Genomic DNA, 26,480 nt, shown 5'->3' with positions numbered 1-26,480 from the left:
GCGCGTCTCAGCCGGGCGCGTCGCAGGCGGCGCCTCGCACGGCGGCACAGACTCGAACGCGCGGGCGATCGGGGCCGGCGGGAAATTCCGGGGTGCTGCCGACGGCCGCTCGGTACCGTGTGCGTATCCGCAGTTCAGACCCCTACTCCAAGGCCACCCACCGTGTTCCTGACCATCACCACCACCGGCACCCGAGAACGCCCCGCCACCGACCTCGGCTTCCTGCTCCACAAGCACCCTGAGAAATCCCAGGCGTTCTCCACCTCCTACGGCAAGGCGCACGTGCTCTACCCGGAGGCGGACGCCGAGCGCTGCACGGCCGCGCTGCTGCTGGAGGTCGACGCGGTGGCGCTGGTCCGGCGCGGCAAGGGCAAGGGTCGCGGCGGCGCCCCCGACGCGGCGCTCGCGCAGTACGTCAACGACCGCCCGTACGCGGCCTCCTCGTTGCTCGCGGTGGCGCTGAGCGGCGTCTTCTCCAGCGCGATGCGGGGCGTGTGCAACGCCCGGCCGGAGCGGGCCGCCGCGCCGCTGCCCCTGCGTATCGAGGTGCCCGCGCTGCCCGCCCGGGGCGGCCCGGCACTCGTGACACGGCTCTTCGAGCCGCTCGGCTGGACGGTGACCGCTGAACCCGTACCGCTGGACACCGAGTTCCCGCAGTGGGGCGACTCGCGTTACGTCCGGCTCGTGCTGGAGTCGGACGCGCTGACCCTCGCCGAGGCCCTGCGTCACCTCTACGTCCTGCTCCCCGTCCTCGACGACGCCAAGCACTACTGGGTCTCCTCCGACGAGGTCGACAAGCTGCTGCGGGCCGGTGAGGGATGGCTGCCGGACCACCCGGAGCAGAAGCTGATCACCAGCCGGTACCTGTCGCGCCGCTGGTCGCTGACCCGGGAGGCGATGGAGCGGCTGGAGCTGGTGCGGCTGGCGGAGGCCGACGACAGCGAGGTCGAGGACATCGACAACGCGGTCGAGGCGGAAGGCGAGGCCGAGGAGAAGCCGACGCCGCTCGCCGTGCAGCGCCGGGACGCGATCATCGCCGCGCTCAAGGCGTCCGGCGCCGCCCGCGTGCTCGACCTGGGCTGCGGCCAGGGGCAGTTGGTGCAGGCCCTCCTGAAGGACCCGGCGTTCACCGAGATCGTGGGCGTCGACGTGTCGATGCGGGCGCTCACCATCGCCGGACGGCGGCTGAAGCTGGACCGCATGGGTGAGCGGCAGGCATCGCGCGTCAAGCTCTTCCAGGGCTCCCTCGCCTACACCGACCGCCGGCTCAAGGGCTACGACGCCGCCGTGCTCAGCGAGGTCGTCGAACACCTCGACCTGCCCCGGCTGCCCGCCCTGGAGTACGCGGTGTTCGGTTCCGCCCGCCCGCGGACCGTCCTCGTGACCACGCCGAACGTCGAGTACAACGTCCGCTGGGAGAGCCTGCCCGCCGGCCACGTCCGGCACGGCGACCACCGCTTCGAGTGGACCCGCGAGGAGTTCCGCGCCTGGGCCACCGCGGTCGCCGAACGGCACGGGTACGGCGTGGAGTTCGTACCCGTGGGGCCGGACGACCCCGAGGTGGGGCCACCCACGCAGATGGCGGTGTTCGAGATGGGCGCGGCCGACACGCAGAGCACCGTGAGGGACGAGAAGGAGGCGAAGGCCGCATGACCGAGAACCACGCAGCACCGAAGGGCCGGGTCCTGCCCGTCACCGACCTCTCCCTCGTGGTCCTGGTCGGCGCCTCCGGGTCCGGCAAGTCCACCTTCGCCCGAAGGCACTTCAAGCCCACCGAGGTCATCTCCTCGGACTTCTGCCGCGGCCTGGTCAGCGACGACGAGAACGACCAGAGCGCGACGAAGGACGCCTTCGACGTCCTGCACTACATCGCGGGCAAGCGCCTGGCCGCCGGCCGCCGTACGGTGGTCGACGCCACCAGCGTGCAGCAGGACGCCCGACGGCAGCTGATCGACCTCGCAAGGAAGCACGACGTGCTGCCGATAGCCATCGTGCTCGACGTGCCGGAGGAGGTGTGCGCAGAGCGCAACGCGGCCCGCACCGACCGCGCCGACATGCCCCGCCGGGTCATCCAGCGGCACACCCGGGAAATGCGCCGCTCCCTCCGGCACCTGGAGCGCGAGGGCTTCCGCAAGGTGCACGTCCTGCGCGGCGTCGAGGACGTCGAGAACGCCACCGTCGTCACCGAGAAGCGCTTCAACGACCTCACCCACCTCACCGGCCCCTTCGACATCATCGGCGACATCCACGGCTGCGCGTCCGAACTGGAGTCGCTGCTGGGCAAGCTGGGCTACGTCGACGGAGCGCACCCCGAGGGCCGTACGGCCGTCTTCGTCGGCGACCTCGTCGACCGGGGCCCCGACAGCCCGGGCGTGCTGCGCCGCGTGATGTCGATGGTCAAGTCGGGCAACGCGCTGTGCGTGCCCGGCAACCACGAGAACAAGTACGGCCGTCACCTCAAGGGCCGCAAGGTCCAGCACACGCACGGACTCGCCGAGACCATCGAGCAGATGGACGCCGAGAGCGAGGAGTTCCGCGCGCAGGTACGGGAGTTCATCGACGGGCTCGTCAGCCACTACGTCCTCGACGAGGGCCGGCTGGTGGTCTGCCACGCCGGTCTGCCGGAGAAGTACCACGGCCGTACGTCCGGACGGGTCCGTTCGCACGCCCTGTACGGCGACACCACCGGCGAGACCGACGAGTTCGGGCTGCCGGTGCGCTACCCGTGGGCCGAGGACTACCGGGGACGGGCGGCCGTGGTGTACGGCCACACCCCGGTCCCGGAAGCCACATGGCTGAACAACACCATCTGCCTGGACACCGGCGCCGTCTTCGGCGGCAAGCTGACCGCACTGCGCTGGCCGGAGCGGGAACTGGTCGACGTACCCGCCGAGCAGGTCTGGTACGAGCCGACCAGGCCGCTGCGGACCGAGGCGCCCGGCGGACACGACGGCCGCCCGTTCGACCTGGCCGACGTCCACGGGCGCAGGGTCGTGGAGACCCGTCACCAGGGCCGTGTCTCGATCCGTGAGGAGAACGCTGCGGCGGCCCTGGAGGTCATGAGCCGCTTCGCGGTCGACCCGCGCCTGCTGCCGTACCTCCCGCCCACGATGGCACCGACGGCCACCAGCCGTGTCGAGGGCTACCTCGAACACCCCGCGGAGGCCTTCGCGCAGTACCAGGAGGACGGCGTCGAGCGGGTCGTGTGCGAGGAGAAGCACATGGGCTCGCGCGCGGTGGTCCTGGTCTGCCGGGACGCGGAGGCGGCGCGCAGGCGCTTCGGGGTCGACGGACCGACCGGCTCCCTCTACACCCGCACCGGCCGCCCGTTCTTCGACGACGAGTCGGTGACCGAGACCGTCCTCGACCGGCTGCGGACGGCGATCGGCGCGGCCGGCCTCTGGGACACGCTCGAAACCGACTGGCTGCTGCTGGACGCCGAGCTGATGCCGTGGTCGCTGAAGGCGGCGGGTCTGCTGCGCTCGCAGTACGCGGCCGTCGGTGCCGCCTCGGGAGCGGTGTTCCCGGGCGCGCTGGCCGCGCTGGAGGGCGCGGCGGCGCGCGGGGTCGACGTGTCCGCCCTGCTGGCCCGCCAGCGGGAACGGGCCGCGGACGCCGCCGCGTTCACGGACGCCTACCGGCGCTACTGCTGGCCGACGGACGGCCTGGACGGCGTACGCCTCGCCCCCTTCCAGATCCTCGCGGTCCAGGGCCGCAGCCTCGCCGCCCTGCCGCACGACGAGCAGCTCGCGCTCCTCGACAAGCTGGTGGAGCACGACAACACCGGCCTGCTGCGGACGACCCGACGGCTGTACGTCGACACGGCTGACCCGGAGTCGGTGCGGGCCGGTGTCGACTGGTGGCTGGAGATGACGGGCCGTGGCGGCGAGGGCATGGTCGTCAAGCCGCTCGGCGCGGTCGTGCGCGGCGCGCAGGGGCGGCTGGTCCAGCCCGGCATCAAGTGCCGGGGCCGTGAGTACCTGCGGATCATCTACGGTCCGGAGTACACGCGCCCGGACAACCTGGCCCGACTGCGGCAGCGGTTCCTGAACCACAAGCGGTCGCTCGCGATCCGCGAGTACGCGCTCGGTCTGGAGGCACTGGACCGGCTGGCCGAGGGCGAAGCGCTGTGGCGGGTGCACGAGGCGGTGTTCGGGGTCCTGGCCCTGGAGTCGGAGCCGGTGGACCCACGGCTGTGACCCGGGACGCCGGCGGGCGGGTGACACCTCACCGTCCCCCGCCCGCCGGACGTCCGGTCGTGAGACGCCGCCCGGTCCGCCGGTACGTCGGGACGGGGGCTCTCACTCCACCAGCCGCAGCCGCTCGCCGCACACACCCACCCGTACCGTCTGCCCCCAGGTCAGCTCGACCGCGTCCGTCTCCATCCCGTCCCCGAACGCCACCAGTCGCTCGGACTCGACGGTGAGGCGCAGACCGGAGGCGGCGGCGAGTTCCCCGGCCACCAGGGAGGTCCCGGTGGCCGGGGACGGCCAGGCCTCGCGGACGAACCACAGCAGTCGTTCCTCGGTGGGGGAGGGCAACCGCGGTCGTTCTCCCCGCTGCTGCCACACCGACCGGATCCAGCCGGTCGCCCCCGTCCCCGTGCCGATGATCACCCCGGACGAAGCCTGGGCCTCGACGACACCCCCGTCGTCTTCCAGGCCCAGGCGGTATCGGGCCGTCTGATGTCCGGCGGCGCCCAGGTAGATCTCGTTCAGCGCCACGAGGCGCTGCCCGTCGTCGGTGACGGCCTCGACCATGGTGAGTTCGTCGCAGCCGCTCCTGGCCGACTGCGTCGACGCCAACAACTGCGCCGCGTCCGCGGGACGGTGGCGCACCAGGACACCGGGGTTGCGGCCGGGGTCGGCGTCGATGCCCACCACCGGCTGCCCGGCCAGGTACTTGGCCGCGTTGGCGACCAGCCCGTCCTGCCCGACCACGACCACCACGTCCTCCGGTGCGAACAGGAACCGGTCCAGATCGGCCCGCTCCACCCGCGCCTGACGCCAGGTCAGAGGAATCGCGGAGGTCACCTCCGCCAGCGCCCGGCGGGTCCGGCGGTGGCGTTCCGCGACCTCCTCGATGCCACGCCCGCGGGAGGAGAGGAAGAAGACGGCCTGGCCGTGCGTGCCGTGCCGGGCCACCAACTCCTCGTACTCCGTCCTGCGATGGACGAGGACGACCCGGGGAGCGAGGCTCACGCCGGCTCCTGCGTGCCGAGCCGGGCGAGCAGCCCCGTGAGCACGTCCGGCGACACCGTCACGCTGTCGATCCGCGGCAGGTTCTCCGCCAGCCGCGTCCCGGTGAGTGCGTGCAGCGTGGCCACGTCCACCTCCGCGTGCACCCGCAGCCAGGCCGCCTGCGCCTGCGCCCGCGCCTCACCGACCTCGCGGGCCCCCTCCGCCTCCGCTCGCGCCAGTCGTACGGACCGGGTGGCCTCCGCCTCCGCGAGCCGTACCGTCCGTGCCGCCTCGGCCTGAGCCCGCACGGCGTCGGCCGCCGCGTGCTCCTCCGCCTCCCGGCGCGCGTTCGTGCCGCGCTGGTCCACCAACTGCTCCTCGCGGCGGGCGAGTTCGATCTGGCTGGCCAGTTCGTTCTCCGCGATGGCACGCTCCCGCTCGACGGCCACCGCGCGCCGCTCGTACGTCGCCCGGTCCGCCTCCTGCTGGATCTGCTCGCGGGCCGGTGTGCGCAGCGCCCGCTCCACCTCGGGTTCCGGGCGCAGCGCCACGACCCGTACGGCGACGACCTCGATGCCGGTCGCCGGGAGGCGGGGTTCCGCGGCCAGGCCCGCCGCGATCCGCTCCCGTACCGCCTTCACCCCGTCCACCAGGGCCGACGACAGCGGCGTACGGGCGAGGACGTCCAGCGCGTGCTGCTGTGCCGTCTCCGTCAGGAGTGTGCCCAGCTGCTCCAGCGGCGTGCCCCGCCAGGCGCCCGTGTCGGGGTCGATGGAGAAGTCCAGACGGGACGCGGCCGTCGCCGGGTCGCTGATCCGGTAGGTGACCGTCGCCTGCACGGCCACGTCCTGGAAGTCGGAGGTGCGGGCGTGAAAGGTCATCGCCAACTCGCGGTCGTCCACCGGTACTTCGGAGAGCGCGGCGGTCAGTGCCCGGAACCAGAAGCTGAGGCCGGGGCCGTCGTGCAGCAGTCGGCCGCCGCGGTGGTGGCGGATGTGCGCCGTGGGCGCGCCGCGCAGATGGCGCCAGCCGAGGCGCCGGGTGATGTCGGCCATGCGATTCCCTCCACGATTTCTCGTCATTCGGACGATAATGGAGGGGCGGTGTTGTCGTCAAGGGGACGAAAACAACAACGGGAAAGAGTGGGGTGAACGCGGCCCCCGATGGTCAGGATGGAGGCATGGGATTCCATGTCGACTCCGAGGCCGGGCGGCTGCGCCGCGTCATCCTGCACCGGCCGGATCTGGAGCTCAAAAGGCTCACCCCCAGCAACAAGGACGCGCTCCTCTTCGACGACGTGCTGTGGGTGCGCCGGGCGCGCGCCGAGCACGACGGGTTCGCCGACGTCCTGCGGGACCGCGGGGTCGCCGTCCATCTCTTCGGCGACCTGCTCACCGAGGCCCTGGAGATCCCGGCGGCCAGACGGCTGGTCCTCGACCGGGTCTTCGACGAGAAGGAGTACGGGGTGCTCGCCACCGACCACCTCCGCGCCGCCTTCGAGGGCCTGCCCGCGCGCGATCTGGCCGAGGCCCTCGTCGGCGGCATGACCAAGCGGGAGTTCCTGGAGGTGCACCCCGAGCCGACCTCCGTGCGCTTCCATGTCATGGAGCTCGACGACTTCCTGCTGGCGCCCCTGCCCAATCACCTCTTCACCCGTGACACCTCCGCCTGGATCTACGACGGCGTCTCCGTCAACGCCATGCGCTGGCCGGCCCGCCATCGCGAGACCGTGCACTTCGAGGCGATCTACCGGCACCATCCGCTGTTCCGCGACGAAACGTTCCACTTCTGGTCCGAGGGGCAGGCCGACTACCCCTCCACCATCGAGGGCGGCGACGTCCTGGTCATCGGCAACGGCGCGGTGCTGATCGGGATGAGCGAGCGGACCACGCCCCAGGCCGTCGAGATGCTCGCCCACAAGCTGTTCGCCGCCGGATCGGCCCAGACGATCGTGGCCCTCGACATGCCCAAGCGCCGCGCCCTCATGCACCTGGACACCGTGATGACGATGGTCGACGGGGACGTCTTCACCCAGTACGCCGGACTCGGCATGCTCCGCTCCTACACCATCGAACCGGGCGCCGGCGACAAGGAGCTGAAGGTCACCGACCACCCGCCGGAGCACATGCACCGCGCGATCGCCGCCGCCCTCGGGCTGAGTGAGATCCGCGTCCTGACCGCGACCCAGGACGTCCATGCGGCCGAACGCGAGCAGTGGGACGACGGCTGCAACGTCCTCGCCGTCGAGCCGGGCGTCGTCGTCGCCTACGAACGCAACTCCACCACCAACACCCATCTGCGCAAGCAGGGCATCGAGGTGATCGAGATCCCGGGGAGCGAGCTGGGGCGGGGGAGGGGCGGCCCGCGCTGCATGAGCTGCCCGGTCGAACGGGTGGCCGTATAGAAATTCTGGAGCTCGTATAGACTTCCAGGGTCTTTGTTGCCGCATCTCTGGAGCGCCCCTCATGGCGACTGTCCCGACCGCCCTCGCCGGCCGCCACTTCCTCAAGGAGCTCGACTTCACCGAGCAGGAGTTCCGCGGGCTGGTCGAGCTGGCCGCCGAGCTGAAGGCCGCGAAGAAGGCGGGCGCCGAGACGCAGTACCTGCGGGGCAAGAACATCGCGCTGATCTTCGAGAAGACCTCGACGCGCACCCGCTGCGCGTTCGAGGTCGCGGCAGCCGACCAGGGCGCCTCGACGACGTACCTCGACCCGTCCGGCTCGCAGATCGGCCACAAGGAGTCCGTGAAGGACACCGCGCGCGTGCTGGGCCGGATGTACGACGGGATCGAGTACCGCGGGGACAGCCAGTCCAAGGTGGAGGAGCTGGCGGCGTACGCGGGCGTGCCCGTCTACAACGGTCTGACCGACGACTGGCACCCCACCCAGATGCTGGCCGACGTCCTCACCATGACCGAGCACAGCGCCGGGCCGCTCAACGAGATCTCCTACGCCTACCTCGGCGACGCCCGCTTCAACATGGGCAACTCGTACCTGATCACCGGAGCGCTGCTCGGCATGGACGTACGCATCGTCGCCCCGAAGACCTACTGGCCGGCCCAGGAGGTCGTGGACCGGGCCCGGGAACTCGCCGAGACCAGCGGCGCGCGCGTCACCCTCACCGAGGCGGTCGAGGAGGGGGTGGCGGGCGCCGACTTCGTCGCCACCGACGTCTGGGTCTCCATGGGAGAGCCCAAGGATGTCTGGGACGAGCGGATCGCCGCCCTCGGCCCGTACGCCGTGACCATGGACGTGCTGCGCGCCACGGGCAACCCGGACGTCAAGTTCCTGCACTGCCTGCCCGCCTTCCACGACCTCGGCACGAAGGTCGGGCAGGAGATCTTCGAAAGCCACGGGCTGCGGTCGCTGGAGGTCACGGACGAGGTGTTCGAGTCCGCTCACTCCGTGGTCTTCGACGAGGCGGAGAACCGGATGCACACCATCAAGGCCGTGCTGGTGGCGACGCTGGCGTGAGCCGGCGTCACGCCGGACGGCGCTGAGCGGGCACGACCGGCAGCCGGAACCACACCGCCTTGCCGGAGTCGGTCGGGCGATGGCCGCAGGACGAACTGAGGGCACGGATCAGCAGCAGCCCGCGGCCGTGCTCCTGCCACGGGTCGGGCTCGCCCGCGACCGGCCGGGTCAGATCGCCGGGCGGCGCCGGATCGGGGTCGTGCACCTCGACCTGGCAGCCCGAAGGCAACAGTTCCACCACGAGCTCTATCGGGCCGTCGCCCCCGGTGTGCTCCACGGCGTTCGCCACCAGCTCCGCCGTCAGCAACTCCGCGGTGTCGCTGTCGGCGGAGTGCTCCAGCTCGGCCAGCGCCGTACGGACCAGTGCGCGCGCGACGGGCACGGCCGCGGCGGTGTGCGGCAGTGCGATCCGCCAGGAGGCGGAGGCCGAGGGGTGATCTTGCAAGGCGGGTCCGTTCATGAGCAGGCAGTCCTGCTTTCAACCTGATGAATGGTACGGCGCCCCCCGGCAGTGACGTCCGACGGGCACCGTTCGGAACCTGCGGCCCCGACTGCTGGGCGGCTTACCCGGGTGAACGGCCTGCCTCGCACGGCTGATCCCGCCGTTACGGGGGTGTCGACGAGCCGTGACGGATGTGACGGGATCGGGTCGGTCCCGACCCGCCCTATTGCGCATACGTGACGACGGTCAAAGTTCGGTGATAGCGTCGGAGGGGTAAGGCTCGATGAGCCAGTGCCCGCCGTCCCGCCCGAGGAGGCCGCACGTCATGAGTCCCTTCACCGGCTCCGCCGCCCGCACCTCCGACTGGGAGCATCTGCGGGTCGAGCATGCCGACGGCGTCGCCACCGTCACCCTGGCCAGGCCCGAGAAGCTCAACGCGCTCACCTTCGGCGCCTACGCCGACCTGCGCGACCTGCTCGCCGAGCTCTCCCGCGAGCGGGCGGTGCGGGCCCTGGTGCTGGCCGGCGAGGGCCGTGGCTTCTGCTCCGGCGGCGACGTGGACGACATCATCGGCGCGACGCTGTCCATGGACACCGCCCAGCTCCTCGACTTCAACCGGATGACCGGACAGGTCGTGCGGGCCGTACGGGAATGCCCGTTCCCGGTGATCGCGGCCGTGCACGGAGTGGCGGCGGGAGCCGGGGCGGTCCTGGCGCTCGCGGCCGACTTCCGGGTCGCCGACCCCAGCGCCCGCTTCGCCTTCCTCTTCACCCGGGTCGGACTGTCCGGCGGCGACATGGGCGCCGCGTACCTGCTGCCCAGGGTCGTGGGTCTGGGCCACGCGACCCGCCTGCTCATGCTGGGCGAACCGGTCCGCGCACCCGAGGCCGAGCGCATCGGCCTGATCAGCGAGCTCACCCAGGAGGGGAAGGCGGACGAGGCCGCCCGGTCCCTGGCCCGCCGCCTCGCCGACGGTCCCGCCCTGGCGTTCGCCCAGACGAAGGCGCTGCTGACGGCCGAGCTGGACATGCCGCTGGCGGCGGCCGTGGAGATGGACGCCTCGACCCAGGCCCTGCTCATGAACGGCGAGGACTACGCGGAGTTCCACGCGGCCTTCACGCAGAAGCGGCCTCCCAAATGGAGGGGGCGGTGACGGCGCCGACCGGACCGACCCGAACGCGCCCCCTTCGAGTCGCGGTCATCGGCGGCGGCCCCGGGGGTCTGTACGCGGCGGCGTTGCTGAAACGTCTCGACCCGTCCCGCGACATCACCGTCTGGGAACGCAACGCCCCCGACGACACCTTCGGCTTCGGAGTCGTCCTGTCCGACGAGACCCTCGGCGGCATCGAACACGCCGACCCCGTCGTCCACGAGGCACTCCAGGCGCACTTCATCCGCTGGGACGACATCGACATCGTCCACCGGCAGGTCCGCCACACCTCCGGCGGCCACGGTTTCGCCGCGCTCGGCAGAAAACGGCTCCTGCAGATCCTGCACGACCGCTGCCGCACCCTCGGCGTGGAACTCCGCTTCCGCACCGAAGCCCCGCACGCCGCCCGGCTGGCGGAGACACACGACCTCGTCATCGCCGCCGACGGTGTGCACAGCGCCACCCGCGAGGCCTACCGCCATGTGTTCCGCCCCCATGTGGCCGAGCACCACTGCCGCTACATCTGGCTGGCCGCGGACTTCGCCTTCGACGCCTTCCGCTTCGAGATCGCCGAGACCGAACACGGCGTGATGCAACTGCACGGCTACCCCTACGCGGCCGACGCCTCCACCGTCATCGTCGAGATGCGGGAAGAGGTGTGGCGCGCCGCCGGGTTCGACGAACTCGACGAACAGGAGTCGGTGGCGCGCTGCGCCAAGATCTTCGCCGACGCGCTCGGCGGACGCGCGCTCAAGTCCAACAAGTCGGCCTGGACGACCTTCCGCACCGTCGTCAACGAACGCTGGTCGCACGACAACATCGTGCTGCTCGGCGACGCCGCCCACACCGCCCACTTCTCCATCGGCTCCGGCACCAAGCTCGCCGTCGAGGACGCCCTCGCGCTCGCCGCCTGCCTGGAGGAACAGCCCGACCTCACCGCCGCGTCGACCGCGTACGAAGCCGAGCGCAAACCGGTCGTCGCCTCCACGCAGCGTGCCGCCCGGGCCAGCCTGGAGTGGTTCGAGAACCTCGGCCTCTACCTCGACCAGCCGGCCCGCCAGTTCGCCTTCAACCTGCTCACCCGCAGCCGCCGCGTCACCCACGACAACCTGCGCCTGCGCGACGCCCGCTTCACCGAGTCCGTGGAGCGCGACTTCGGCTGCCCGCCGGGCACGCCCCCGATGTTCACCCCGCTGCGGCTGCGCGGCCTGACCCTGCGCAACCGCGTCGTCGTGTCCCCGATGGACATGTACTCGGCCACGGACGGCGTCCCCGGCGACTTCCACCTCGTCCACCTCGGCGCCCGCGCCCTCGGCGGAGCCGGCCTGGTGATGACCGAGATGGTGTGCGTCAGTCCCGAGGGGCGGATCACCCCCGGCTGCGCCGGCCTCTACACCGGACGCCAGGCCGAAGCCTGGAAGCGGATCGTCCGGTTCGTGCACTCCCAGGCGCCCGGTACCGCGATCGGCGTGCAACTCGGTCACAGCGGGCGCAAGGGCTCGACCAAGCTGATGTGGGAGGGCATCGACGAGCCCCTGGAGGACGGCAACTGGCCGCTCGTGGCGGCGTCCGCGATCCCCTACACGCCGCACAGCCAGACGCCGCGCGAGCTCAGCCGCCCCCAACTCACCGACATCCGCGAGCAGTTCACAGAAGCCGCCTGCCGTGCCGCCCGCGCCGGCTTCGACCTCCTCGAACTGCACTGCGCGCACGGCTACCTGCTCTCCGGCTTCCTGTCCCCGCTGACCAACCACCGCACGGACGCCTACGGCGGTTCCCTCGGCGGACGGCTGCGCTTCCCGCTGGAGGTCTTCGACGCCGTACGCGCCGTGTGGCCGGAGGAACGGCCCATGACCGTGCGTATCTCCGCCACCGACTGGGCCGAGGGCGGCACCACCGCCGAGGACGCCGTCGAGATCGCCCGCGCCTTCGCCGCGCACGGCGCCGACGCCGTCGACGTGTCGACCGGGCAGGTCGTGGCCGACGAACAGCCCGAGTTCGGGCGGTCGTACCAGACGCCGTACGCGGACCGGATCCGGCACGAGACCGGCCTGCCGGTGATCGCGGTGGGCGCGATCTCCTCCTGGGACGACGTCAACTCGCTGATCCTGGCCGGCCGTACGGACCTGTGCGCCCTGGCCCGGCCGCACCTCTACGACCCGCACTGGACGCTGCACGCGGCGGCCGAGCAGGGCTACGAGGGCCCGGGCGTCGTCTGGCCCGCCCCGTACCGCGCGGGCAGCCGCCGCCCCCAGACCGGACGTACGGACGCCCCCAAGCCCCGCCTCGCCCTGGGCGGTTGACGCCCGGGGTCACAGGCCGGCGTACGTCGCCCCGGCGTCGCGCAGCCGTTCGTGCAGCCCTCGGAAGACGGCGGCCGACCGCGCGCCGGGCCAGTCCCCGGGCAGCAGCCGGGCGGGCAGCCCGGGGTCGGTGTAGGGGAGGTGGCGCCAGGAGTCCAGGGCGAGCAGGTAGTCGCGGTAGGCGGCCTCGGGCGGGGTGTCCCGCCGCCGTTCCCAGTCGTGCAGCACGCGCGCGTGCCGGTCGAGGAACTCCTCGTGCGCCTTGGCGATCGCGGCCAGGTCCCACCAGCGCGCCACGGCCTCCGCGGTCGGCGTGAAGCCGAGGTGCTCACCCCGGAAGAAGTCGACGTACTCCTCCAGGCGCAGCCGCTGCAGGGTGTGCCGTGCCTCCTCGAACAGCCGCGCCGGCGCGATCCACACACCCGGGGCAGCCGTCCCGAAGCCGAGGCCGGCCAGCCGGGAGCGCAGCACGTGCCGCTTCTGCCGCTCCGACTCCGGCACCGAGAACACCGCGAGAACCCAGCCCTCGTCCTCGGGCGGCACGGCGGTGTAGATACGGCGGTCACCGTCGTCGAGCAACTGGCGGGCGTCCGGGGACAGTTCGTACCCGGCGGCGCCCTGCGCGGTCCGGGCCGGCAGCAGCAGCCCGCGCCGCTTCAGCCGGGACACCGAGGAACGCACCGAGGGCGCGTCCACGCCGACCGCGGCAAGAAGTCTGATCAGCTCGGCGACCGGCACCGGGCCGGGCATGTGGCGGCCGTAGGCGCCGTAGAGCGTGACGATGAGAGACCGTGGTGCATGCTGGTCGGACACGTTGATCATCTTAAGTCGTACGGGTCACTCCTGGTCACCTGACGGGTCACCGGCCTCACGCAGCCTGAACCTCTGCAGCTTGCCGGTGGCGGTGCGCGGCAGGGCATCCAGGAAGACGATCTCGCGCGGGCACTTGTACGGCGCCAGCTCCGCCTTGACGAACGTGCGCAGCGCCTCCGGGTCCCGGCGCGCACCCTCTCTGAGCACCACGTATGCCACCACGACCTGTCCGCGTGCCTCGTCGGGCCGCCCCACGACGGCCGTCTCCAGCACGTCCGGGTGGCGCAGCAGCGCCTCCTCGACCTCCGGGCCCGCGATGTTGTACCCGGCCGAGATGATCATGTCGTCCGCGCGGGCGACATAGCGGAAGTAGCCGTCACTCTCCCGGACGTAGGTGTCGCCGGTGATGTTCCAGCCGTCCCGCACGTACTCGCGCTGCCGGAGGTCGGCGAGGTAGCGGCAGCCGACCGGCCCGCGCACCGCGAGCAGCCCCGGCTCGCCGTCGTGCTGCTCTCGGCCCTCCGCGTCCACCACGCGCGCCTGCCACCCCGGTACCGGCACCCCGGTCGTCCCGGGCCTGATGTGCCCGTCGGCCGCGGAGATGAAGATGTGCAGCAGCTCGGTCGCGCCGATGCCGTTGATGATGCGCAGCCCGGTCCGCTCGTGCCAGGCCCGCCAGGTGGCCGCGGGCAGGTTCTCGCCCGCGGAGACGCAGCGGCGCAGCGACGAGATGTCGTACGAGTGAAGCTCGTCGAGCATCGCGCGGTATGCCGTCGGCGCCGTGAACAGCACCGACACCCGGTGCTCGGCGATCGCCGGCAGCAGCTGCTTGGGGCCCGCCTGTTCGAGGAGCAGGGCGCTGGCCCCGACCCGCATCGGGAAGACCACCAGCCCGCCGAGGCCGAAGGTGAAGCCGAGCGGGGGACTGCCGGCGAAGACATCGCCGCCATGTGGTTGCAGCACATGATCGGAGAAGGTGTCGGCTATCGCGAGCACATCCCGGTGGAAGTGCATACATCCCTTGGGTCGTCCGGTGGTGCCGGACGTGAAGGCGATGAGCGCGACGTCGTCGGCGGCCGTGTCGGCGGTGACGTAGGGCGTCTCGGGGGCGGGCCGGTGCAGCAGGTCGTCGGGGGTGTCACCGCCGTAGGTCGTGATCCGCAGCCCGGGCATCTCGGCCTTGGCGAGGTCGTCGACGGCCCGGACGTCGCACAGCGCGTGCCGTACCTGGGCGATCTCGCACATGGTGCGCAGTTCGTGCGGCCGCTGCTGGGCCAGCACCGTGACGGCGACCGCGCCCGCCTTGAGCACCGCCAGCCAGCAGGCGGCCAGCCAGGGCGTCGTCGGGCCGCGCAGCAGCACCCGGTTGCCCGGGACGACCCCGAGGTCGCCGGTGAGCAGGTGGGCGATCCGGTCGACGCGGGCGCGCAGTGTGCCGTACGTCCATGTGTCACCGGACCGTGTGTGGAAGACAGGGCGCTCGGCGTCGGGGCCGTGGAGCAGTTCGGCGGCGGCGTTGAGCCGTTCGGGGTAGCGCAGCCCCGGCAGGTCGAAGCGGAGCTCGGGCCATTGCTCGGGCGGCGGCAGATGGTCGCGGGCGAAGGTGTCGACGTGCCCGGAGCGGTGCTGACCTGCCATGGCGGTTTCGCCCCCTTGCCTTGTGGGCTGCCTCGTGGGCGTCCTGGTGGGCTCGCACCAGGGAGCGTATCGTCTTGGTGACGACAGTCAATGGTGCGCGATATCGTCGGGGTGGTCCGTCGAGGAGGTCCGTCCAGAGGGTCCGTCACGCGGTCCCGCAGGGAGGTCGGCAATGCCCGCATTCTCGCTCGATCCACCGCAGACCGCCTGGTGTGCCGAGCTCCGAGCCCTGGCCGCCGAGCGACTGGCCCCGCTCGCGGAGAAGGGCGAACCCGGGCACGTCAACCGCCCACTGGTCGCCGCCCTCGGTGAAACCGGCCTGCTGAAGCGGCTGTTCACCTCCGGCGCGGTCGATCTGTGCCTGATGCGTGAGTCGCTCGCGTACGCCTGCACGGAGGCGGAGACCGCGCTCGCCCTGCAGGGCCTCGGCGCTCATCCGGTCCACGCCCACGGCACCCCGGCCCAGCGCGAGCGCTGGCTGCCCCGGGTGGCCGAGGGCACCGCGGTGGCCGCCTTCGCGCTCAGCGAGCCGGGGGCGGGCTCGGACGCGGCGGCACTGGAGTTGCGCGCGGAGCAGGACGGCACGGGGCCGGACGGGACACCGCTCGCCCACCCCGACGGCCCCGCCCGCTGGCGACTCACCGGCGAGAAGTGCTGGATCTCCAACGCCCCGGAGGCCGACTTCTACACCGTCTTCGCCCGCACCACCCCGGGCGCCGGCGCCCGGGGCGTCACCGCCTTCCTGGTCCCCGCCGACCGCCCCGGCCTCACCGGAGCCGGCCTGGACATGCTCTCCCCGCACCCCATCGGCGCCCTCACCTTCGACGCCGTCCCCGTCGACGCCGACGACGTCCTCGGCGAGCCCGACCGGGGCTTCAGGGTCGCGATGGGCACCCTCAACCTCTTCCGCCCCAGCGTCGGCGCCTTCGCCGTCGGCATGGCCCAGGCCGCCCTCGACGCGACCCTCGCCCACACCGCCCGACGGGACGCGTTCGGCGGCAAGTTGAACGAGCTCCAGACGGTCGCCCACCAGGTCGCGGAGATGGCGCTGCGCACGGAGGCGGCCCGGCTCATGGTGTACGCGGCGGCGACGGCGTACGACGAAGGCGCGCCGGACGTGCCCAAGCGCGCCGCGATGGCGAAACTGCTCGCCACCGAGACCGCGCAGTACGTCGTCGACAAGGCCGTCCAACTGCACGGCGCCCGCGCCCTGCGCCGCGGCCACCTCCTTGAGCACCTCTACCGCGAGGTCCGGGCACCGCGCGTGTACGAGGGGGCGAGCGAGGTGCAACGCGGCATCATCGCGAAGGAGTTGTACGCGCAGAGGAAGGCCGCCCCGTGACCGCCGAGCGCATCAACCCGCCCGCCCTCTCCCCGCCCACGGGCTTCTCGCACGCCGTCCTCGCCACCGGTTCACGCGTCGTCTTCCTGGCCGGCCAGACCGCGCTCGACGCCGACGGCAAAGTGGTCGGACGGACGCTGCCGGAACAGTTCGAGAGGGCGCTGTCGAATCTGCTGACCGCCCTGGCGGCGGCCGGCGGCACCCCGGCCGACCTCGCGCGGGTCACCGTCTACGCCACCGACGTCGCCGCGTACCGTGCCCAGGCCGCGGAACTGGGCCGTATCTGGCGGGAGTCGGCCGGTCGGGACTATCCGGCGATGGCGGTCGTCGAGGTCGTGCGGCTGTGGGACGAGCAGGCGATGGTGGAGCTGGACGGGTTCGCCGTACTGCCGTAGGACCGGCCAACCGGCCCGGCTGCCGTGGGGCCGGTTGTCGTCGGCCCGGCTGCCGCGGGCCCGGCTCACCCGCCGGCGGACCCGCTCACGCGGCCATGGCGAGCCTCCCGGCCGGCAGCCGGTGCGGTGCGACGACCCGCCCGTCGGGCAGTAGTTCGCCGCTGTCGTCGAACACGATCGCGCCGTTGCAGAGCAGACTCCACCCCTGCTCGGGGTGTGCGGCCACCACATGTGCGGTGGGGCCGTCGGAGGAAGGGCACGAAGGCTGGTGTGAACACATGGCGCACCTCCACATCGGACGGACGAGCCGTGTGGATCGTCCATATGGGTAGACCATGCCCCCGCCCCGAGCTCATCGGAACGGCCCGCCCAGAACCGTGACAACACGCGGACAACCCATGGACAAGCCGGGGACAAGCCGCGCGCGGGCCGCGGACGAGCCGCGGTCACCACGCCGGCCGAGCCGCGAGGGCCGGGGCGGACTCGCCACCGAAGGGGTGACGGTCACGGCCGCGGACGCACCCGCCGGGTACCAGTGGAAGGCCCCACTCCGCCCACTCGGGAGGTCATCCCATGCATCTGCGCCGCGTTCTCGCCACGCGCCCCGCCCTCGCCACCGCCGCCTGCACCGCTCTGTTCCTGCTGGTCGCCGCCCCGTCGGCGCCCGCCGACTCCTCGGCTCCCGAGGCTCGCATGGCGCCGAAGGAGACCGTGACCATCGACGACAAGGCCGTGATGGCCGCGGACGGCACCGTCACCGTCTCCGGTACCTACAACTGCGTCGACAACATCGGCCCCACCTTCGTGAGCTCCTCGATCGGCCAGAGCGACTCCACCGTCCGCCATGCCATCGGCGGCACCATGGCCGTGTGCGACGGCAAGCAGCACCGCTGGTCGAACAGGAGCAAGCCCTCCCCGAGCGCCCTCAAGCACGGCAAGGCGGACGTCGAGGCCACCGTCGTGGAGCTGTTCCCGGTCGGTGGCCTGGGCGGCCTGCCCCTGCCCCGCTTCCACGCGCTGGAGAAGAAGGACATCACCCTGTCCAAGAGGTGACGCTTCCCGCCCCGACACGGCACCGCGCCCCTCCCGGTCGGGAGGGGCCGCCGGGCAGCCGCACAGCCCGTCTTCAGGCGGCCGGGGCGGGTCGGCTGCCGGGGTCCGCTCGCTGCGCGTGGGCTCCGGCAGGAAGAGGTACGTGACGGCGAGCGTGAGCGCCGCGGCTCCCGCCCCGACCGGGAACACCGTGTGGGTGGCCGCCACCAGCGCGTCGACCACCTGGGGCCGGACGTCCGTGGGCAGTTCCCGGTCGGGGTGGCGGCGCTCGGCTCGCCGCCCCGCGCGCCCTTGAGCGCGCCGGGCGGGTGCGAGGCGCACGAGCGGGCGGGGACCGTGCCGACGACGGCGGTGCCGATGGCGCCGCCCGGCATCCGGCTGAACCGCACCGAGGTGACCGCCACTCCCATCTGCTCCTCCGCCGCGATGAGTTGCACGGGGCACCCGGGCCAGGAGGACACCGTGATCGCGTCAGCCACGACAGGCGCACCTGGGACCGGTCGACCGGTACCCGCGACCGGTCCGGTACCGGGGCCGAGCCGTTGAACGGCGGATACCGGGCCGCGAGGCGAGCGGCGGGTTCGGGCCCAGTACGGCCGGCAGGGGCGGAAGGGGCGGAAGGGGCCGTGTGAAGCCGACGTGATGTCCGACGGGATGCCATGTGGTCGCGGCCGTCGGCTTGGCCGGGAAGCGTGCCTCCGGTGGGTCGGGGCGAGGGGGCCGGGCCGCCCGGGGGAGGACCCGGAAGTCCTCCATGAAGGCTGGGCCGACCACGGTGAACGCACCCCGCGGGAGCGAGTGGGAACGCCGACGGCCCCAGATCCCATGCATGCGGAGGACGGTTTTCCCGTTGGCCAGAACTCCTCTGCCGACCGCGCGGATTTCAGTTTAGGCTTCAGTTAATGATCACGGGAGGTCGTTGTTGTTGCGTGTCGCGCTGGTGAACATGCCTTTTGCCGACTGGAACCGTCCATCATTCGCCTTGGGGCAGTTGTCGACTCTTGTACACCGAGAGTTCAACGGCCGGGCGCGAGCGCACGTGTGCTACCTGAACCAGGACATGGCCGAGTATTTCGGAACGCGTCTCTATGAATCCCTGTCGGTGAGTCACGACCACGTCGACACGGGTATCGGGGACTGGCTGTTCAGGCACATCGCCTTTCCAGGCGAGCCCGACACCGCCACGGAATACTTTCAGCGATACTACCGAGGCGCCCGCTGGGAAGGCTTCCGCGCCGAGATCCTGCGCGCCCGTGACGGACTGCTGCGGTTCTGCGAGGAGCTGATCGACCGGTACCGGCTCGACGAGGCCGACATCGTGGGCTTCAGCTCCATGTTCGCCCAGCATGTGCCCAGCATGGCGCTTGCCCGGCTGATCAAGGAGCGCAGCCCGAAGACCCTCGTCGTACTCGGCGGTGCGAACTGCGAGGCGCCCATGGGCGCCGTCGTCGCCGAGCACGTTCCGGCGGTCGACTTCGTCTTCTCCGGCCCCGCTCTGAACACGTTCGGGGAATTCATCCAGTGCGTGCTGGACGGTGAACCGGAACGCGCCGACACCATCCCCGGGATCCTCTCCCGCCGCAACTGCCGGGACCCCCGCTTCCGTAAGGCCATCGGCACGGAACGGGACATCGATGATTTCTTCCTGCCCGACTACGACAGCTTCTTCGCTGCCCTGGACAACCATCCGGAACTGCGTCGCACCGGCACCAGTGAGCCGATGCTGTTCTTCGAGACGTCCCGTGGCTGCTGGTGGGGACAGCGTTCGCACTGCACCTTCTGCGGGCTGAACGGCGAAAGCATGGCCTTCCGGGCCATGGCGCCCGACCTTGCCGTCCAGCAGTTCAACTGGCTTTTCGAGTTCGCGCCCGAATACACCTCGCTGTTCTGCACCGACAATGTCATGCCGCGCAATTACGCGCGTGACGTCTTTCCGCGGCTCGACCCGCCGGCCGGCACCTCGATCTTCTACGAGGTCAAGCTGCCCCTGAGCCGCCAGGTCCTGCAGGCGATGACGGACGCCGGTGTGACCGTCGTCCAGCCCGGCATCGAGGCGCTGGCGTCCTCCACGCTCAAGCTCATGGGCAAGGGCACCACCGCCTTCCAGAACCTGCAGTTCCTCAAGCACTGCAACGAGTTCGGCATCAAGCCCGAGTGGAACCTGTTGATCGGATTCCCCGGCGAGGACCCGGCCGTCTACCGCAAGTACGTGGAGGAACTGCGCGATTTCTTCCACCTCGTACCACCGCACGGCGTGTACATGGTGCGCTTCGACCGCTTCAGTCCCTACTTCAAGCGGAGTGAGGATTTCGGCCTCGACCTCATACCGGTGGACTACTACGCACTCACCTATCCCTTCGACGCGGAGGCGCTGTCCGACCTCGCGTACTTCTTCGCCGACCAGAACCTCGCCCCTTACACGCTCAACGCGGTCGAGTGGCACGACGAGCTGAGCCGGCTGGTCATCGAGTGGCGCGCCGCCTGGTACGGCGAGCCCGAAGCGCCCCGCCGGGAGCTGCGCCTGGTCACCACCGACGACGGCCGGCTCGCCGTCCGGGACTCCCGCTCCGGTGTCCTGCGGGTGCATCCGGTCGACGAGGCGACCGCCCGGCTGCTGCACCGCCTGTCGTCCCCCGCCAAACCTGACCAACTGGCCCGGGACTGGGCGGAAGGCCCGGACGACCTGCGGCGGCGCCTCGACCACCTCTTTGAACAGCGGTTCCTGTTCACGGAGAACGGCCGTGTGATGAGCCTGGTGCTGACCGGGGCGGACGGCGAGCCGGAGGAGCCGCCCCAGGAGGAGCCCACAGCGACCGGCGCCCGGCGCCTGCTTCCGCTGCTGTCGGAGGCACCGCGATGACCGCCGAAACCCCGCTGCTTCCGCTCCTCGTCGAGCCGGACGGTGTTCCAGCCACCGAACAACTGCGCGCCGACCGGGAGAAGGTGCGCGCGGCGCTGCGCGAACGGGGCGCGGTGCTGCTGCGGGGCTTCGACGTCGAAGGCCCCGACGGCTTCGCCGACATCGTCCGCGCGCTGTCCGGCGAACCGCTGCCGTACACGGAGCGCTCCTCACCCCGCAGTGTGATCAAGGGAAACGTCTACACGTCGACCGACTACCCGCCCGGCGAAGAGATCTTTCTGCACAACGAGAACTCGTACCAGGCGAGTTGGCCGCTGACCCTGTTCTTCCACTGCGTCCGGCCGCCGCTGACCGGGGGCGCCACCCCGCTGGCCGACACCCGTCGGGTACTCGACAGCATCGACGAGGAGGTTCGCCGAGAGTTCACGCGGCGCGGCTGGATGGTCGTCCGCAACTACGGCGACCTGGTCGGTCTGCCCTGGCAGGAAGCGTTCAACAGCACCGATCCCGCCGAGGTCGAACGGTACTGCCATGAGCAGGGCATCGAGGCGCAGTGGCTGCCCGGCGGCGGGCTGCGCACCCGGGCCGTGCGGGATGCCGTGCACCGGCACCCGGTGACGGGCGAGCCCGTGTGGTTCAACCACGCGACCGTCTTCCACGTCAGCACCCTGCCGGAGAGCGCCCGGCTGGGACTGCTGGAGATGCTGGGCGAGGAGAACCTGCCCAGCCAGACGTACTACGGCGACGGCGGGGCCGTGCCGGCCGACGTCATGGACCATCTGCGGGCGTGCTACCGAGCCGCCTCGACCCGCTTCGACTACCGCGCGGACGACGTCCTGGTGATCGACAACATGCTGGTCTCCCACGGCCGGGAGCCGTTCACCGGACCCCGCCGGATAGCGGTCGCCATGGCGGAGCCGTACACAGCACATCGATGAACTCTCGGACGGAAGACCCTCCCATGCCCGCGCGTTCGCTCTGGTCCAACCGGGACTTCTCCGTCTTCTGGGCGGTACAGGCGCTGTCCGAGGTCGGCAACGCCTTCTCGCTGGTGGCCGTTCCGCTCCTGGTGCTGCACACCACTGGCTCGGCGGCGCAGATGGGGCTGCTGACCGCCGTCGCCGGCGTCGCGGCGCTGCTCACCGGTCTCGTGGGGGGCGCCTGGGCCGACCGGTTCGACCGGCGGCGGCTGCTGATGCTGTGCGACGCGGCCCGTCTGGTGCTCTACGGGGCGATCCCGGTCTGCTGGGCGCTGAGCCCGCAGATCTGGCTGCTGTACGTGGTCATGGGACTGGCCTCGATCTTCGAGATGCTGTTCAAGATCACATACGTCACCGCGGTGCCGAACCTCGTCGACAAGGACCAGATCGTCGCGGCGAACGGCCGTCTGGAGGCCACCAACGCGATCGCGTACATCGCCGGACCCGCCCTGGCCGGTGTGGTGTCCGGGTTCTTCGGGCCCACGGCCGCGGTGGCGATCAACGCGGGCAGCTTCGGGATCTCCCTCCTCGGTCTGGCCCTCATCAGGCTCAGGCCCACCGAGCGGCCGTCGGACGACGATCAGGCCGCCGTCAGGACGCGCGCGCACGATCTGCGCACCGGCTTTCGCACCGGCGCCGCGTTTCTGTGGCGTACGCCGGTGCTGCGGGCGCTGACCGTGCTGCTGACGATCACCACATTCCTCAGCCTGGGCATGACCGACGTATTCATCTACCACCTCAGGCACGGTCTGGAGCAGGACGAACGCACGGTCGGCTACGTCCTCGCCCTGGCCGGAGTGGGCACCTGCGTGGCCGCCGCGGCCACCGCCCGGTTGCGCCGTTCCTGGGGGTTCGGCCGCTGCTGGCTCGGCTCGATGGCCCTGTGCTCGATGGCGACCCTGGCCCTCGGCGCCTTCGGGCAGGTGCCCGTGGCGGCCGTGGCGATCTTCCTGTACTCCTTCGGCATGGCGCTGGCCGGCGTCTGCTCGATGTCCCTGCGGCAGGAAGTCACCCCGGACCACCTGCTCGGGCGCGTCACCTCCGCGTTCTGGACGATCCACGGCAGCCTGGCACCCCTCGGCGCGGCCCTGCTGACCGCCCTGGTCGGCCGGCTGGGTACGCGCGGCCCGCTGACCGGCGTGGCCCTGGTCTTCCTGGCCGTGGCGGCCGCGGCCGCCTTCACACCCATCCGGCAGCGCCACCCCGAGCGCACCGCCGTACCGCCCGCGCACCCGCCACGGACCGAGCCGACACCACCGAGAGAGGAGTCACGGGGATGACGCAGCAGCCCGACGACGACCGGCTGTACAAGGTCGTGGTCAACCACGAGGAGCAGTACTCCCTTTGGCCCGCCGACCGGGACAACCCGGCCGGCTGGTCGGACGCGGGCAGGACCGGCCCGAAGAGCGACTGCCTCGCCCACATCAAGGACGTGTGGACCGACATGCGCCCGCTGAGCCTGCGCCGCCGCCTGGAGCCGGGCGAACAGGCCGGACCGGCGGCCCGGGACACCGACCGCGCGGACTGAGCCCTCGGTCCGTCACCGCATCGCAGCACCGCGAACCAGGGAAGGCACTCGTGCACGACGACCTGGAAACACAACCGGCGGCCCAGTCAGGGGAAACGGTCCGGCAGCCGCTCTCCCACGGCCAGGAACGACTGTGGTACCTGGAGCAGATCACCGCCGGCGACCCCGTCCACCACCTCTCCTCCGCCACCCTCGTCGAAGGCCCCCTCGACGCCGAGCGCCTGGCATCGGCCCTGCGGATCTGCGCGGCCCGCCACGACCTCCTCCGCAGCACCTTCAGCACCGGGGACGACGGCCCGTACGGCATCGTCCGCCCCAGCCCCGAACTGCCCTTGCATCAGGTGGACCTGGGCCCCGGCCCGGTGCCGGAAGCGGCGTTGCGCCACGCTCTCGCCGCCGAGATCGCCCGCCCGTTCGCCCTGGACGCCGCGCCCCCGCTGCGCGCCGTCCTGGTGCGCGCCGGCGAGGAGCGGTCCGTCCTGCTGCTCACGGCACACCGCATCATCGCCGACCGGGCCTCGCTCACCCTCCTGGAGAGCGAACTCGCCCGGTACTACGCCGAGTCGGGGGCGGCCCCGGTGAACTCCCCACCCGCGTACGCGGACCGAGCGGCCCGGGAGCGGCAGGACCGCGACGACTGCCTGCCGTTCTGGCAGCGGCGGCTTGAGGAGCTGCAACCGCTCGACCTGGCGACGGACCGGCCCCGGCCGAGGACCGCGACCCACCGGGGCACCGGCCACCGACTGCACGTCGAGGCCCGGCACGCCGAGTCCCTGCGACGACTGGCCCACGAGGAAGGAGTCGCCGCCGGGACCGTGCCGGCGGCCGCCTTCGCCGTCCTGCTCGCGCGCTGGACGGGCCGGTCCGACGTGACCTTCGGCAGCCCCGTGGACCGCCGCCCGCCGACGGGCGCGCAGACGGCGCTCGGCCCGTACGAGGACCTGCTCGTCCTGCGGACCGATCTGACGGGCCGCCCCTCCCTCCGGGAGGCGGTGCGCCGCGTAGGACGGACGCGGGACCAGGCGCACCGGCACGCGGAAACCCCCTTCGGACGACTCGTCACCCTCCTCGACCCGGATCGGGACCTGAGCCGTCATCCGCTCTGCCAGGCAGTCTTCCGCACCACCGGGCCGCCTCGAACGAGCTTCACCGCGGCGGGATGCACCACCTCCCCGCTCGAACTGCACGACGACACCACCCCGTACGACCTGCTGTGCACGGTCACCGAGGACGCCGACGGGCGCGGCGGCCTGGACGTGGAACTGCGCCTCTCGTCCGACCTGTGGCTGCCGCGGACGGGGGACCGCATGGCGTCGGCCCTGCGCACCCTGCTCACCGCCCTGGCCGACACCCCCGACCGCCGGATCGGCGACGTCCCCCTGCTGCCGCCCGAGGACCGGGCCCTGATCGACGCCTGGAACGCCACCGACCGGCCGCTGCCCGAACCCGCCACCGTGGACGGCCTCTTCCGGGCGTGCGCGGCCCGCGACCCGCAGGCCGTCGCCCTCACGGACCGCACCGGCAGCTGGACGTACGCCGCGCTCGCGCGTCGGGCCGCGGCCGTCGCACGGTCACTGACCGGGGCGGGCGTCACCGCCGACAGCCCCGTCGCCCTGCACATGGTGCGCTCCGCCGACCTCGTCACGGGCATGCTGGGAGTCCTCCTGGCCGGCGGCGCCCCTCTCGTCCTCGACCCCGGCCACCCCGTCGAGCGGTTGCGGTTCATGGCCGACGACGCCGGGGTCGGCGCCGTGCTGAGCGGCGGCGACCCGCCCGCCTGGCTGGGCGGCCTGAGTGTGCCCGTCCTCCGGCTCGCCGACGCCGAGAGCGGCCCGGACAAGGCCCTGCCGGTGCCGCGCAGCCACCCCGACAGCCTCGCCGGCGTCGTCCACACCTCGGGTTCGACCGGCCGCCCCAAATGCCTCGGCATACCCCACCGTGCCGTCGTCCGGCTGATCACCGCGACCGACTACGTGACCATCGGTCCCGACGACGTCCTGCTGCACCTGGGCGACCCCGCCTTCGACATCACCGCCTTCGAGGTGTGGGGCGCGCTCTGCAACGGCGCCCGGGTCGCCGTACTGCCCGGTGACGAGCCGCTCGGCCCCGACGAGGTGCTGGTCGCGCTGCGCGAACTGCGGCCCACAATCGTCTCCCTCACCGGCACCCTCTTCAACCGTGTCGCCGACATCGACCCACGGGCCTTCGGCGGGCTGCGCCACCTGTTCGTCGTCGGAGAGGTGATGGACGCCCGCCGCACCCGGGCGGTGCTGCGCGGCGGCGCACCGCCCGCACACCTCCACAACGGCTACGGCCCCAGCGAGAACGCCACGTTCTCCACGACCCACCTGGTGGACCGGCTGCCCGAGGACGCGGTGAGCGTGCCCATCGGCACCGCCATCACCAACACCACCCTGCATGTGCTGGACCAGGACCTGCGTCCGGTACCGCTCGGGGTGGCCGGCGAACTCCACGTCGGCGGAATGGGAATCGCCCGCGGGTATCTGCGCCGCCCGGACCTCACGGCGGAGCGCTTCCTGCCCGATCCCTTCTCCTGTCGACCGGGGGCGGTGATGTACCGCACCGGCGATCTGGTGCGGTGGCTGCCCGACGGGGCGCTGGACTTCCTCGGCCGGGCCGACCAGCAGGTGAAGATCCGCGGCTACCGGATCGAACCGGGTGAGATCGAGGCCGCGCTGCTGGACCGCGGCGACGTCCGCGAATGCGTGGTGCGAGCGGTCGACGTCGCCGGGGACCGGCGGCTCGTCGCCTACGTCGTCCCGGTGCCCGGCCGCCGGCCGTCCCCGGCCGAACTGCTGGGCGGGCTGAGGGACCGGCTGCCGTCCCACATGGTGCCCGGCCATGCCGTCCTGCTCGACGCCCTGCCCACGACGGCCAGTGGAAAGACCGACACGCGGGCGCTGCCCGGCATCACCGAGGACGACGCCGGCCCGCCGGACACGGACACCGTGCCGCCCAGAACCGCGACGGAACGCGCCCTGTGGGACATCTGGGCCGAGGCCCTGAACGTACGGGCTTTCGGAGTGCACGACAGTTTCTTCCTGATCGGCGGTCACTCGCTGCTCGCCTCGGTGGTGCGCACCGCGGTCCGTGAACGGCTCGGCGTCGCCCTGCCGCTGCGGACCCTGTTCGACCTGCCCACCATCGCCGGACTGGCCGACGAGGTCGAACGCGTCGGCGGCGAGGCGGTGGCCGCACGGACCCGGGCCCGACCGGCCGACGACTCGGATCGACTCGAAGGCCTGGTGGCCGAACTGGAGCGGCTCGCCGGGACCCGGCGCGCCGAGGGATGAGCGGGGGAG

At 71.9% G+C, this 26,480-nt stretch carries 20 protein-coding genes; 14 read left to right on the top strand and 6 right to left on the bottom strand.

From position 1 onward, the window contains the following. The first annotated feature begins 162 nt into the window (after positions 1 to 162). Both ACFYNL_RS33690 and ACFYNL_RS33685 read left to right on the top strand, forming a co-directional pair. Positions 163 to 1,653 (top strand): 3' terminal RNA ribose 2'-O-methyltransferase Hen1, encoded by a 1,491-nt coding sequence (locus ACFYNL_RS33690; RefSeq protein WP_388810314.1) that lies wholly within the window; start codon positions 163 to 165, stop codon positions 1,651 to 1,653. Next, complete coding sequence (locus ACFYNL_RS33685) at positions 1,650 to 4,199, top strand: polynucleotide kinase-phosphatase (protein WP_388810312.1); 2,550 nt, start codon at positions 1,650 to 1,652, stop codon at positions 4,197 to 4,199. The genes ACFYNL_RS33690 and ACFYNL_RS33685 overlap by 4 nt, the downstream gene beginning before the upstream one ends. Before the next feature lie 102 nt (positions 4,200 to 4,301). Here ACFYNL_RS33685 and ACFYNL_RS33680 read toward each other — a convergent pair whose 3' ends face one another. Next, positions 4,302 to 5,201 carry a hypothetical protein gene (locus ACFYNL_RS33680; protein WP_388810309.1) on the bottom strand — a complete coding sequence of 300 codons (900 nt, stop codon included), beginning with the start codon at positions 5,199 to 5,201 and terminating at the stop codon, positions 4,302 to 4,304. Further along, positions 5,198 to 6,235: an SPFH domain-containing protein gene (locus tag ACFYNL_RS33675; RefSeq protein WP_388810306.1), complete on the bottom strand. Its 1,038-nt coding sequence runs from the start codon at positions 6,233 to 6,235 to the stop codon at positions 5,198 to 5,200. The genes ACFYNL_RS33680 and ACFYNL_RS33675 overlap by 4 nt, the downstream gene beginning before the upstream one ends. Before the next feature lie 125 nt (positions 6,236 to 6,360). Between ACFYNL_RS33675 and ACFYNL_RS33670 the strand changes: the two genes are divergently transcribed. Beyond that, positions 6,361 to 7,584, top strand: coding sequence for an arginine deiminase (locus ACFYNL_RS33670; RefSeq protein WP_388810304.1), 1,224 nt, complete (start codon positions 6,361 to 6,363; stop codon positions 7,582 to 7,584). Positions 7,585 to 7,645: 61 nt separating this feature from the next. Further along, positions 7,646 to 8,653, top strand: a complete 1,008-nt coding sequence (argF, locus tag ACFYNL_RS33665; RefSeq protein ID WP_388810302.1) for an ornithine carbamoyltransferase — start codon at positions 7,646 to 7,648, stop codon at positions 8,651 to 8,653. A gap of 7 nt (positions 8,654 to 8,660) precedes the next feature. On the opposite strand, the gene ACFYNL_RS33660 is transcribed toward argF, so the two are convergent. Then, positions 8,661 to 9,113 carry an ATP-binding protein gene (locus tag ACFYNL_RS33660; protein WP_388810299.1) on the bottom strand — a complete coding sequence of 151 codons (453 nt, stop codon included), beginning with the start codon at positions 9,111 to 9,113 and terminating at the stop codon, positions 8,661 to 8,663. Positions 9,114 to 9,420: 307 nt separating this feature from the next. Here ACFYNL_RS33660 and ACFYNL_RS33655 point away from each other — a divergent pair, with 307 nt between their 5' ends. Together ACFYNL_RS33655 and ACFYNL_RS33650 are read left to right on the top strand one after the other, a co-directional pair. Then, positions 9,421 to 10,248, top strand: coding sequence for an enoyl-CoA hydratase family protein (locus ACFYNL_RS33655; RefSeq protein WP_388810297.1), 828 nt, complete (start codon positions 9,421 to 9,423; stop codon positions 10,246 to 10,248). After that, a complete protein-coding gene (locus ACFYNL_RS33650; protein WP_388810295.1) occupies positions 10,233 to 12,548 on the top strand; it encodes a bifunctional salicylyl-CoA 5-hydroxylase/oxidoreductase in 2,316 nt (771 codons plus the stop codon). Before ACFYNL_RS33655 ends, ACFYNL_RS33650 begins: the two co-directional genes overlap by 16 nt. Positions 12,549 to 12,557: 9 nt before the next feature. On the opposite strand, the gene ACFYNL_RS33645 is transcribed toward ACFYNL_RS33650, so the two are convergent. Together ACFYNL_RS33645 and ACFYNL_RS33640 are read right to left on the bottom strand one after the other, a co-directional pair. After that, positions 12,558 to 13,370, bottom strand: a complete 813-nt coding sequence (locus tag ACFYNL_RS33645; RefSeq protein WP_388810291.1) for a PaaX family transcriptional regulator C-terminal domain-containing protein — start codon at positions 13,368 to 13,370, stop codon at positions 12,558 to 12,560. Positions 13,371 to 13,385: 15 nt separating this feature from the next. After that, positions 13,386 to 14,999, bottom strand: a complete 1,614-nt coding sequence (locus tag ACFYNL_RS33640) for an AMP-binding protein (RefSeq protein WP_388810288.1) — start codon at positions 14,997 to 14,999, stop codon at positions 13,386 to 13,388. Positions 15,000 to 15,171: 172 nt separating this feature from the next. On the opposite strand from ACFYNL_RS33640, the gene ACFYNL_RS33635 reads away from it, so the two are divergent. Both ACFYNL_RS33635 and ACFYNL_RS33630 read left to right on the top strand, forming a co-directional pair. Then, a complete protein-coding gene (locus ACFYNL_RS33635; protein WP_388810286.1) occupies positions 15,172 to 16,341 on the top strand; it encodes an acyl-CoA dehydrogenase family protein in 1,170 nt (389 codons plus the stop codon). Continuing rightward, positions 16,338 to 16,736: a RidA family protein gene (locus ACFYNL_RS33630; RefSeq protein ID WP_388810283.1), complete on the top strand. Its 399-nt coding sequence runs from the start codon at positions 16,338 to 16,340 to the stop codon at positions 16,734 to 16,736. Before ACFYNL_RS33635 ends, ACFYNL_RS33630 begins: the two co-directional genes overlap by 4 nt. A gap of 85 nt (positions 16,737 to 16,821) precedes the next feature. On the opposite strand, the gene ACFYNL_RS33625 is transcribed toward ACFYNL_RS33630, so the two are convergent. Beyond that, positions 16,822 to 17,016: a DUF5999 family protein gene (locus ACFYNL_RS33625; protein ID WP_388810281.1), complete on the bottom strand. Its 195-nt coding sequence runs from the start codon at positions 17,014 to 17,016 to the stop codon at positions 16,822 to 16,824. Between the two features lie 293 nt (positions 17,017 to 17,309). Here ACFYNL_RS33625 and ACFYNL_RS33620 point away from each other — a divergent pair, with 293 nt between their 5' ends. The 6 genes from ACFYNL_RS33620 (at position 17,310) to ACFYNL_RS33595 (ending at position 26,471) form a co-directional block, all read left to right on the top strand. Continuing rightward, the gene (locus tag ACFYNL_RS33620) at positions 17,310 to 17,789 is read left to right on the top strand and encodes a DUF6299 family protein (RefSeq protein ID WP_388810279.1); all 480 of its coding nucleotides are present in this window, start codon (positions 17,310 to 17,312) and stop codon (positions 17,787 to 17,789) included. Positions 17,790 to 18,729: 940 nt separating this feature from the next. Then, a complete protein-coding gene (locus ACFYNL_RS33615; protein WP_388810276.1) occupies positions 18,730 to 20,649 on the top strand; it encodes a RiPP maturation radical SAM C-methyltransferase in 1,920 nt (639 codons plus the stop codon). Next, the gene (locus ACFYNL_RS33610; protein WP_388810274.1) at positions 20,646 to 21,587 is read left to right on the top strand and encodes a TauD/TfdA family dioxygenase; all 942 of its coding nucleotides are present in this window, start codon (positions 20,646 to 20,648) and stop codon (positions 21,585 to 21,587) included. Before ACFYNL_RS33615 ends, ACFYNL_RS33610 begins: the two co-directional genes overlap by 4 nt. Before the next feature lie 23 nt (positions 21,588 to 21,610). Then, a complete protein-coding gene (locus ACFYNL_RS33605; protein WP_388810271.1) occupies positions 21,611 to 22,909 on the top strand; it encodes an MFS transporter in 1,299 nt (432 codons plus the stop codon). Next, entirely contained in the window at positions 22,906 to 23,157 is a 252-nt protein-coding gene (locus ACFYNL_RS33600; RefSeq protein WP_388810269.1) for an MbtH family protein, read from the top strand. The genes ACFYNL_RS33605 and ACFYNL_RS33600 overlap by 4 nt, the downstream gene beginning before the upstream one ends. 50 nt (positions 23,158 to 23,207) lie before the next feature. Further along, positions 23,208 to 26,471: an amino acid adenylation domain-containing protein gene (locus ACFYNL_RS33595; RefSeq protein ID WP_388810266.1), complete on the top strand. Its 3,264-nt coding sequence runs from the start codon at positions 23,208 to 23,210 to the stop codon at positions 26,469 to 26,471. Positions 26,472 to 26,480: the final 9 nt, after the last annotated feature.

This window comes from Streptomyces sp. NPDC007808 (genome assembly GCF_042868655.1).
In the GTDB taxonomy this organism is placed as follows: Bacteria; Actinomycetota; Actinomycetes; order Streptomycetales; family Streptomycetaceae; genus Streptomyces.
This window is presented reverse-complemented; position numbering and strand designations above follow the sequence as displayed.

Excerpts from the sequence above, each read along its gene's own strand:
- ACFYNL_RS33650 (WP_388810295.1), top strand. The coding sequence starts at position 10,233 with ATGGAGGGGGCGGTGACGGCGCCGACCGGACCGACCCGAACGCGCCCC.
- ACFYNL_RS33675 (WP_388810306.1), bottom strand. The coding sequence starts at position 6,235 with ATGGCCGACATCACCCGGCGCCTCGGCTGGCGCCATCTGCGCGGCGCG.
- ACFYNL_RS33645 (WP_388810291.1), bottom strand. The coding sequence starts at position 13,370 with ATGATCAACGTGTCCGACCAGCATGCACCACGGTCTCTCATCGTCACG.
- ACFYNL_RS33655 (WP_388810297.1), top strand. The coding sequence starts at position 9,421 with ATGAGTCCCTTCACCGGCTCCGCCGCCCGCACCTCCGACTGGGAGCAT.
- ACFYNL_RS33605 (WP_388810271.1), top strand. The coding sequence starts at position 21,611 with ATGCCCGCGCGTTCGCTCTGGTCCAACCGGGACTTCTCCGTCTTCTGG.
- ACFYNL_RS33610 (WP_388810274.1), top strand. The coding sequence starts at position 20,646 with ATGACCGCCGAAACCCCGCTGCTTCCGCTCCTCGTCGAGCCGGACGGT.
- ACFYNL_RS33670 (WP_388810304.1), top strand. The coding sequence starts at position 6,361 with ATGGGATTCCATGTCGACTCCGAGGCCGGGCGGCTGCGCCGCGTCATC.
- ACFYNL_RS33660 (WP_388810299.1), bottom strand. The coding sequence starts at position 9,113 with ATGAACGGACCCGCCTTGCAAGATCACCCCTCGGCCTCCGCCTCCTGG.
- ACFYNL_RS33620 (WP_388810279.1), top strand. The coding sequence starts at position 17,310 with ATGCATCTGCGCCGCGTTCTCGCCACGCGCCCCGCCCTCGCCACCGCC.
- ACFYNL_RS33640 (WP_388810288.1), bottom strand. The coding sequence starts at position 14,999 with ATGGCAGGTCAGCACCGCTCCGGGCACGTCGACACCTTCGCCCGCGAC.
- ACFYNL_RS33600 (WP_388810269.1), top strand. The coding sequence starts at position 22,906 with ATGACGCAGCAGCCCGACGACGACCGGCTGTACAAGGTCGTGGTCAAC.
- ACFYNL_RS33685 (WP_388810312.1), top strand. The coding sequence starts at position 1,650 with ATGACCGAGAACCACGCAGCACCGAAGGGCCGGGTCCTGCCCGTCACC.
- ACFYNL_RS33635 (WP_388810286.1), top strand. The coding sequence starts at position 15,172 with ATGCCCGCATTCTCGCTCGATCCACCGCAGACCGCCTGGTGTGCCGAG.
- ACFYNL_RS33625 (WP_388810281.1), bottom strand. The coding sequence starts at position 17,016 with ATGTGTTCACACCAGCCTTCGTGCCCTTCCTCCGACGGCCCCACCGCA.
- argF (WP_388810302.1), top strand. The coding sequence starts at position 7,646 with ATGGCGACTGTCCCGACCGCCCTCGCCGGCCGCCACTTCCTCAAGGAG.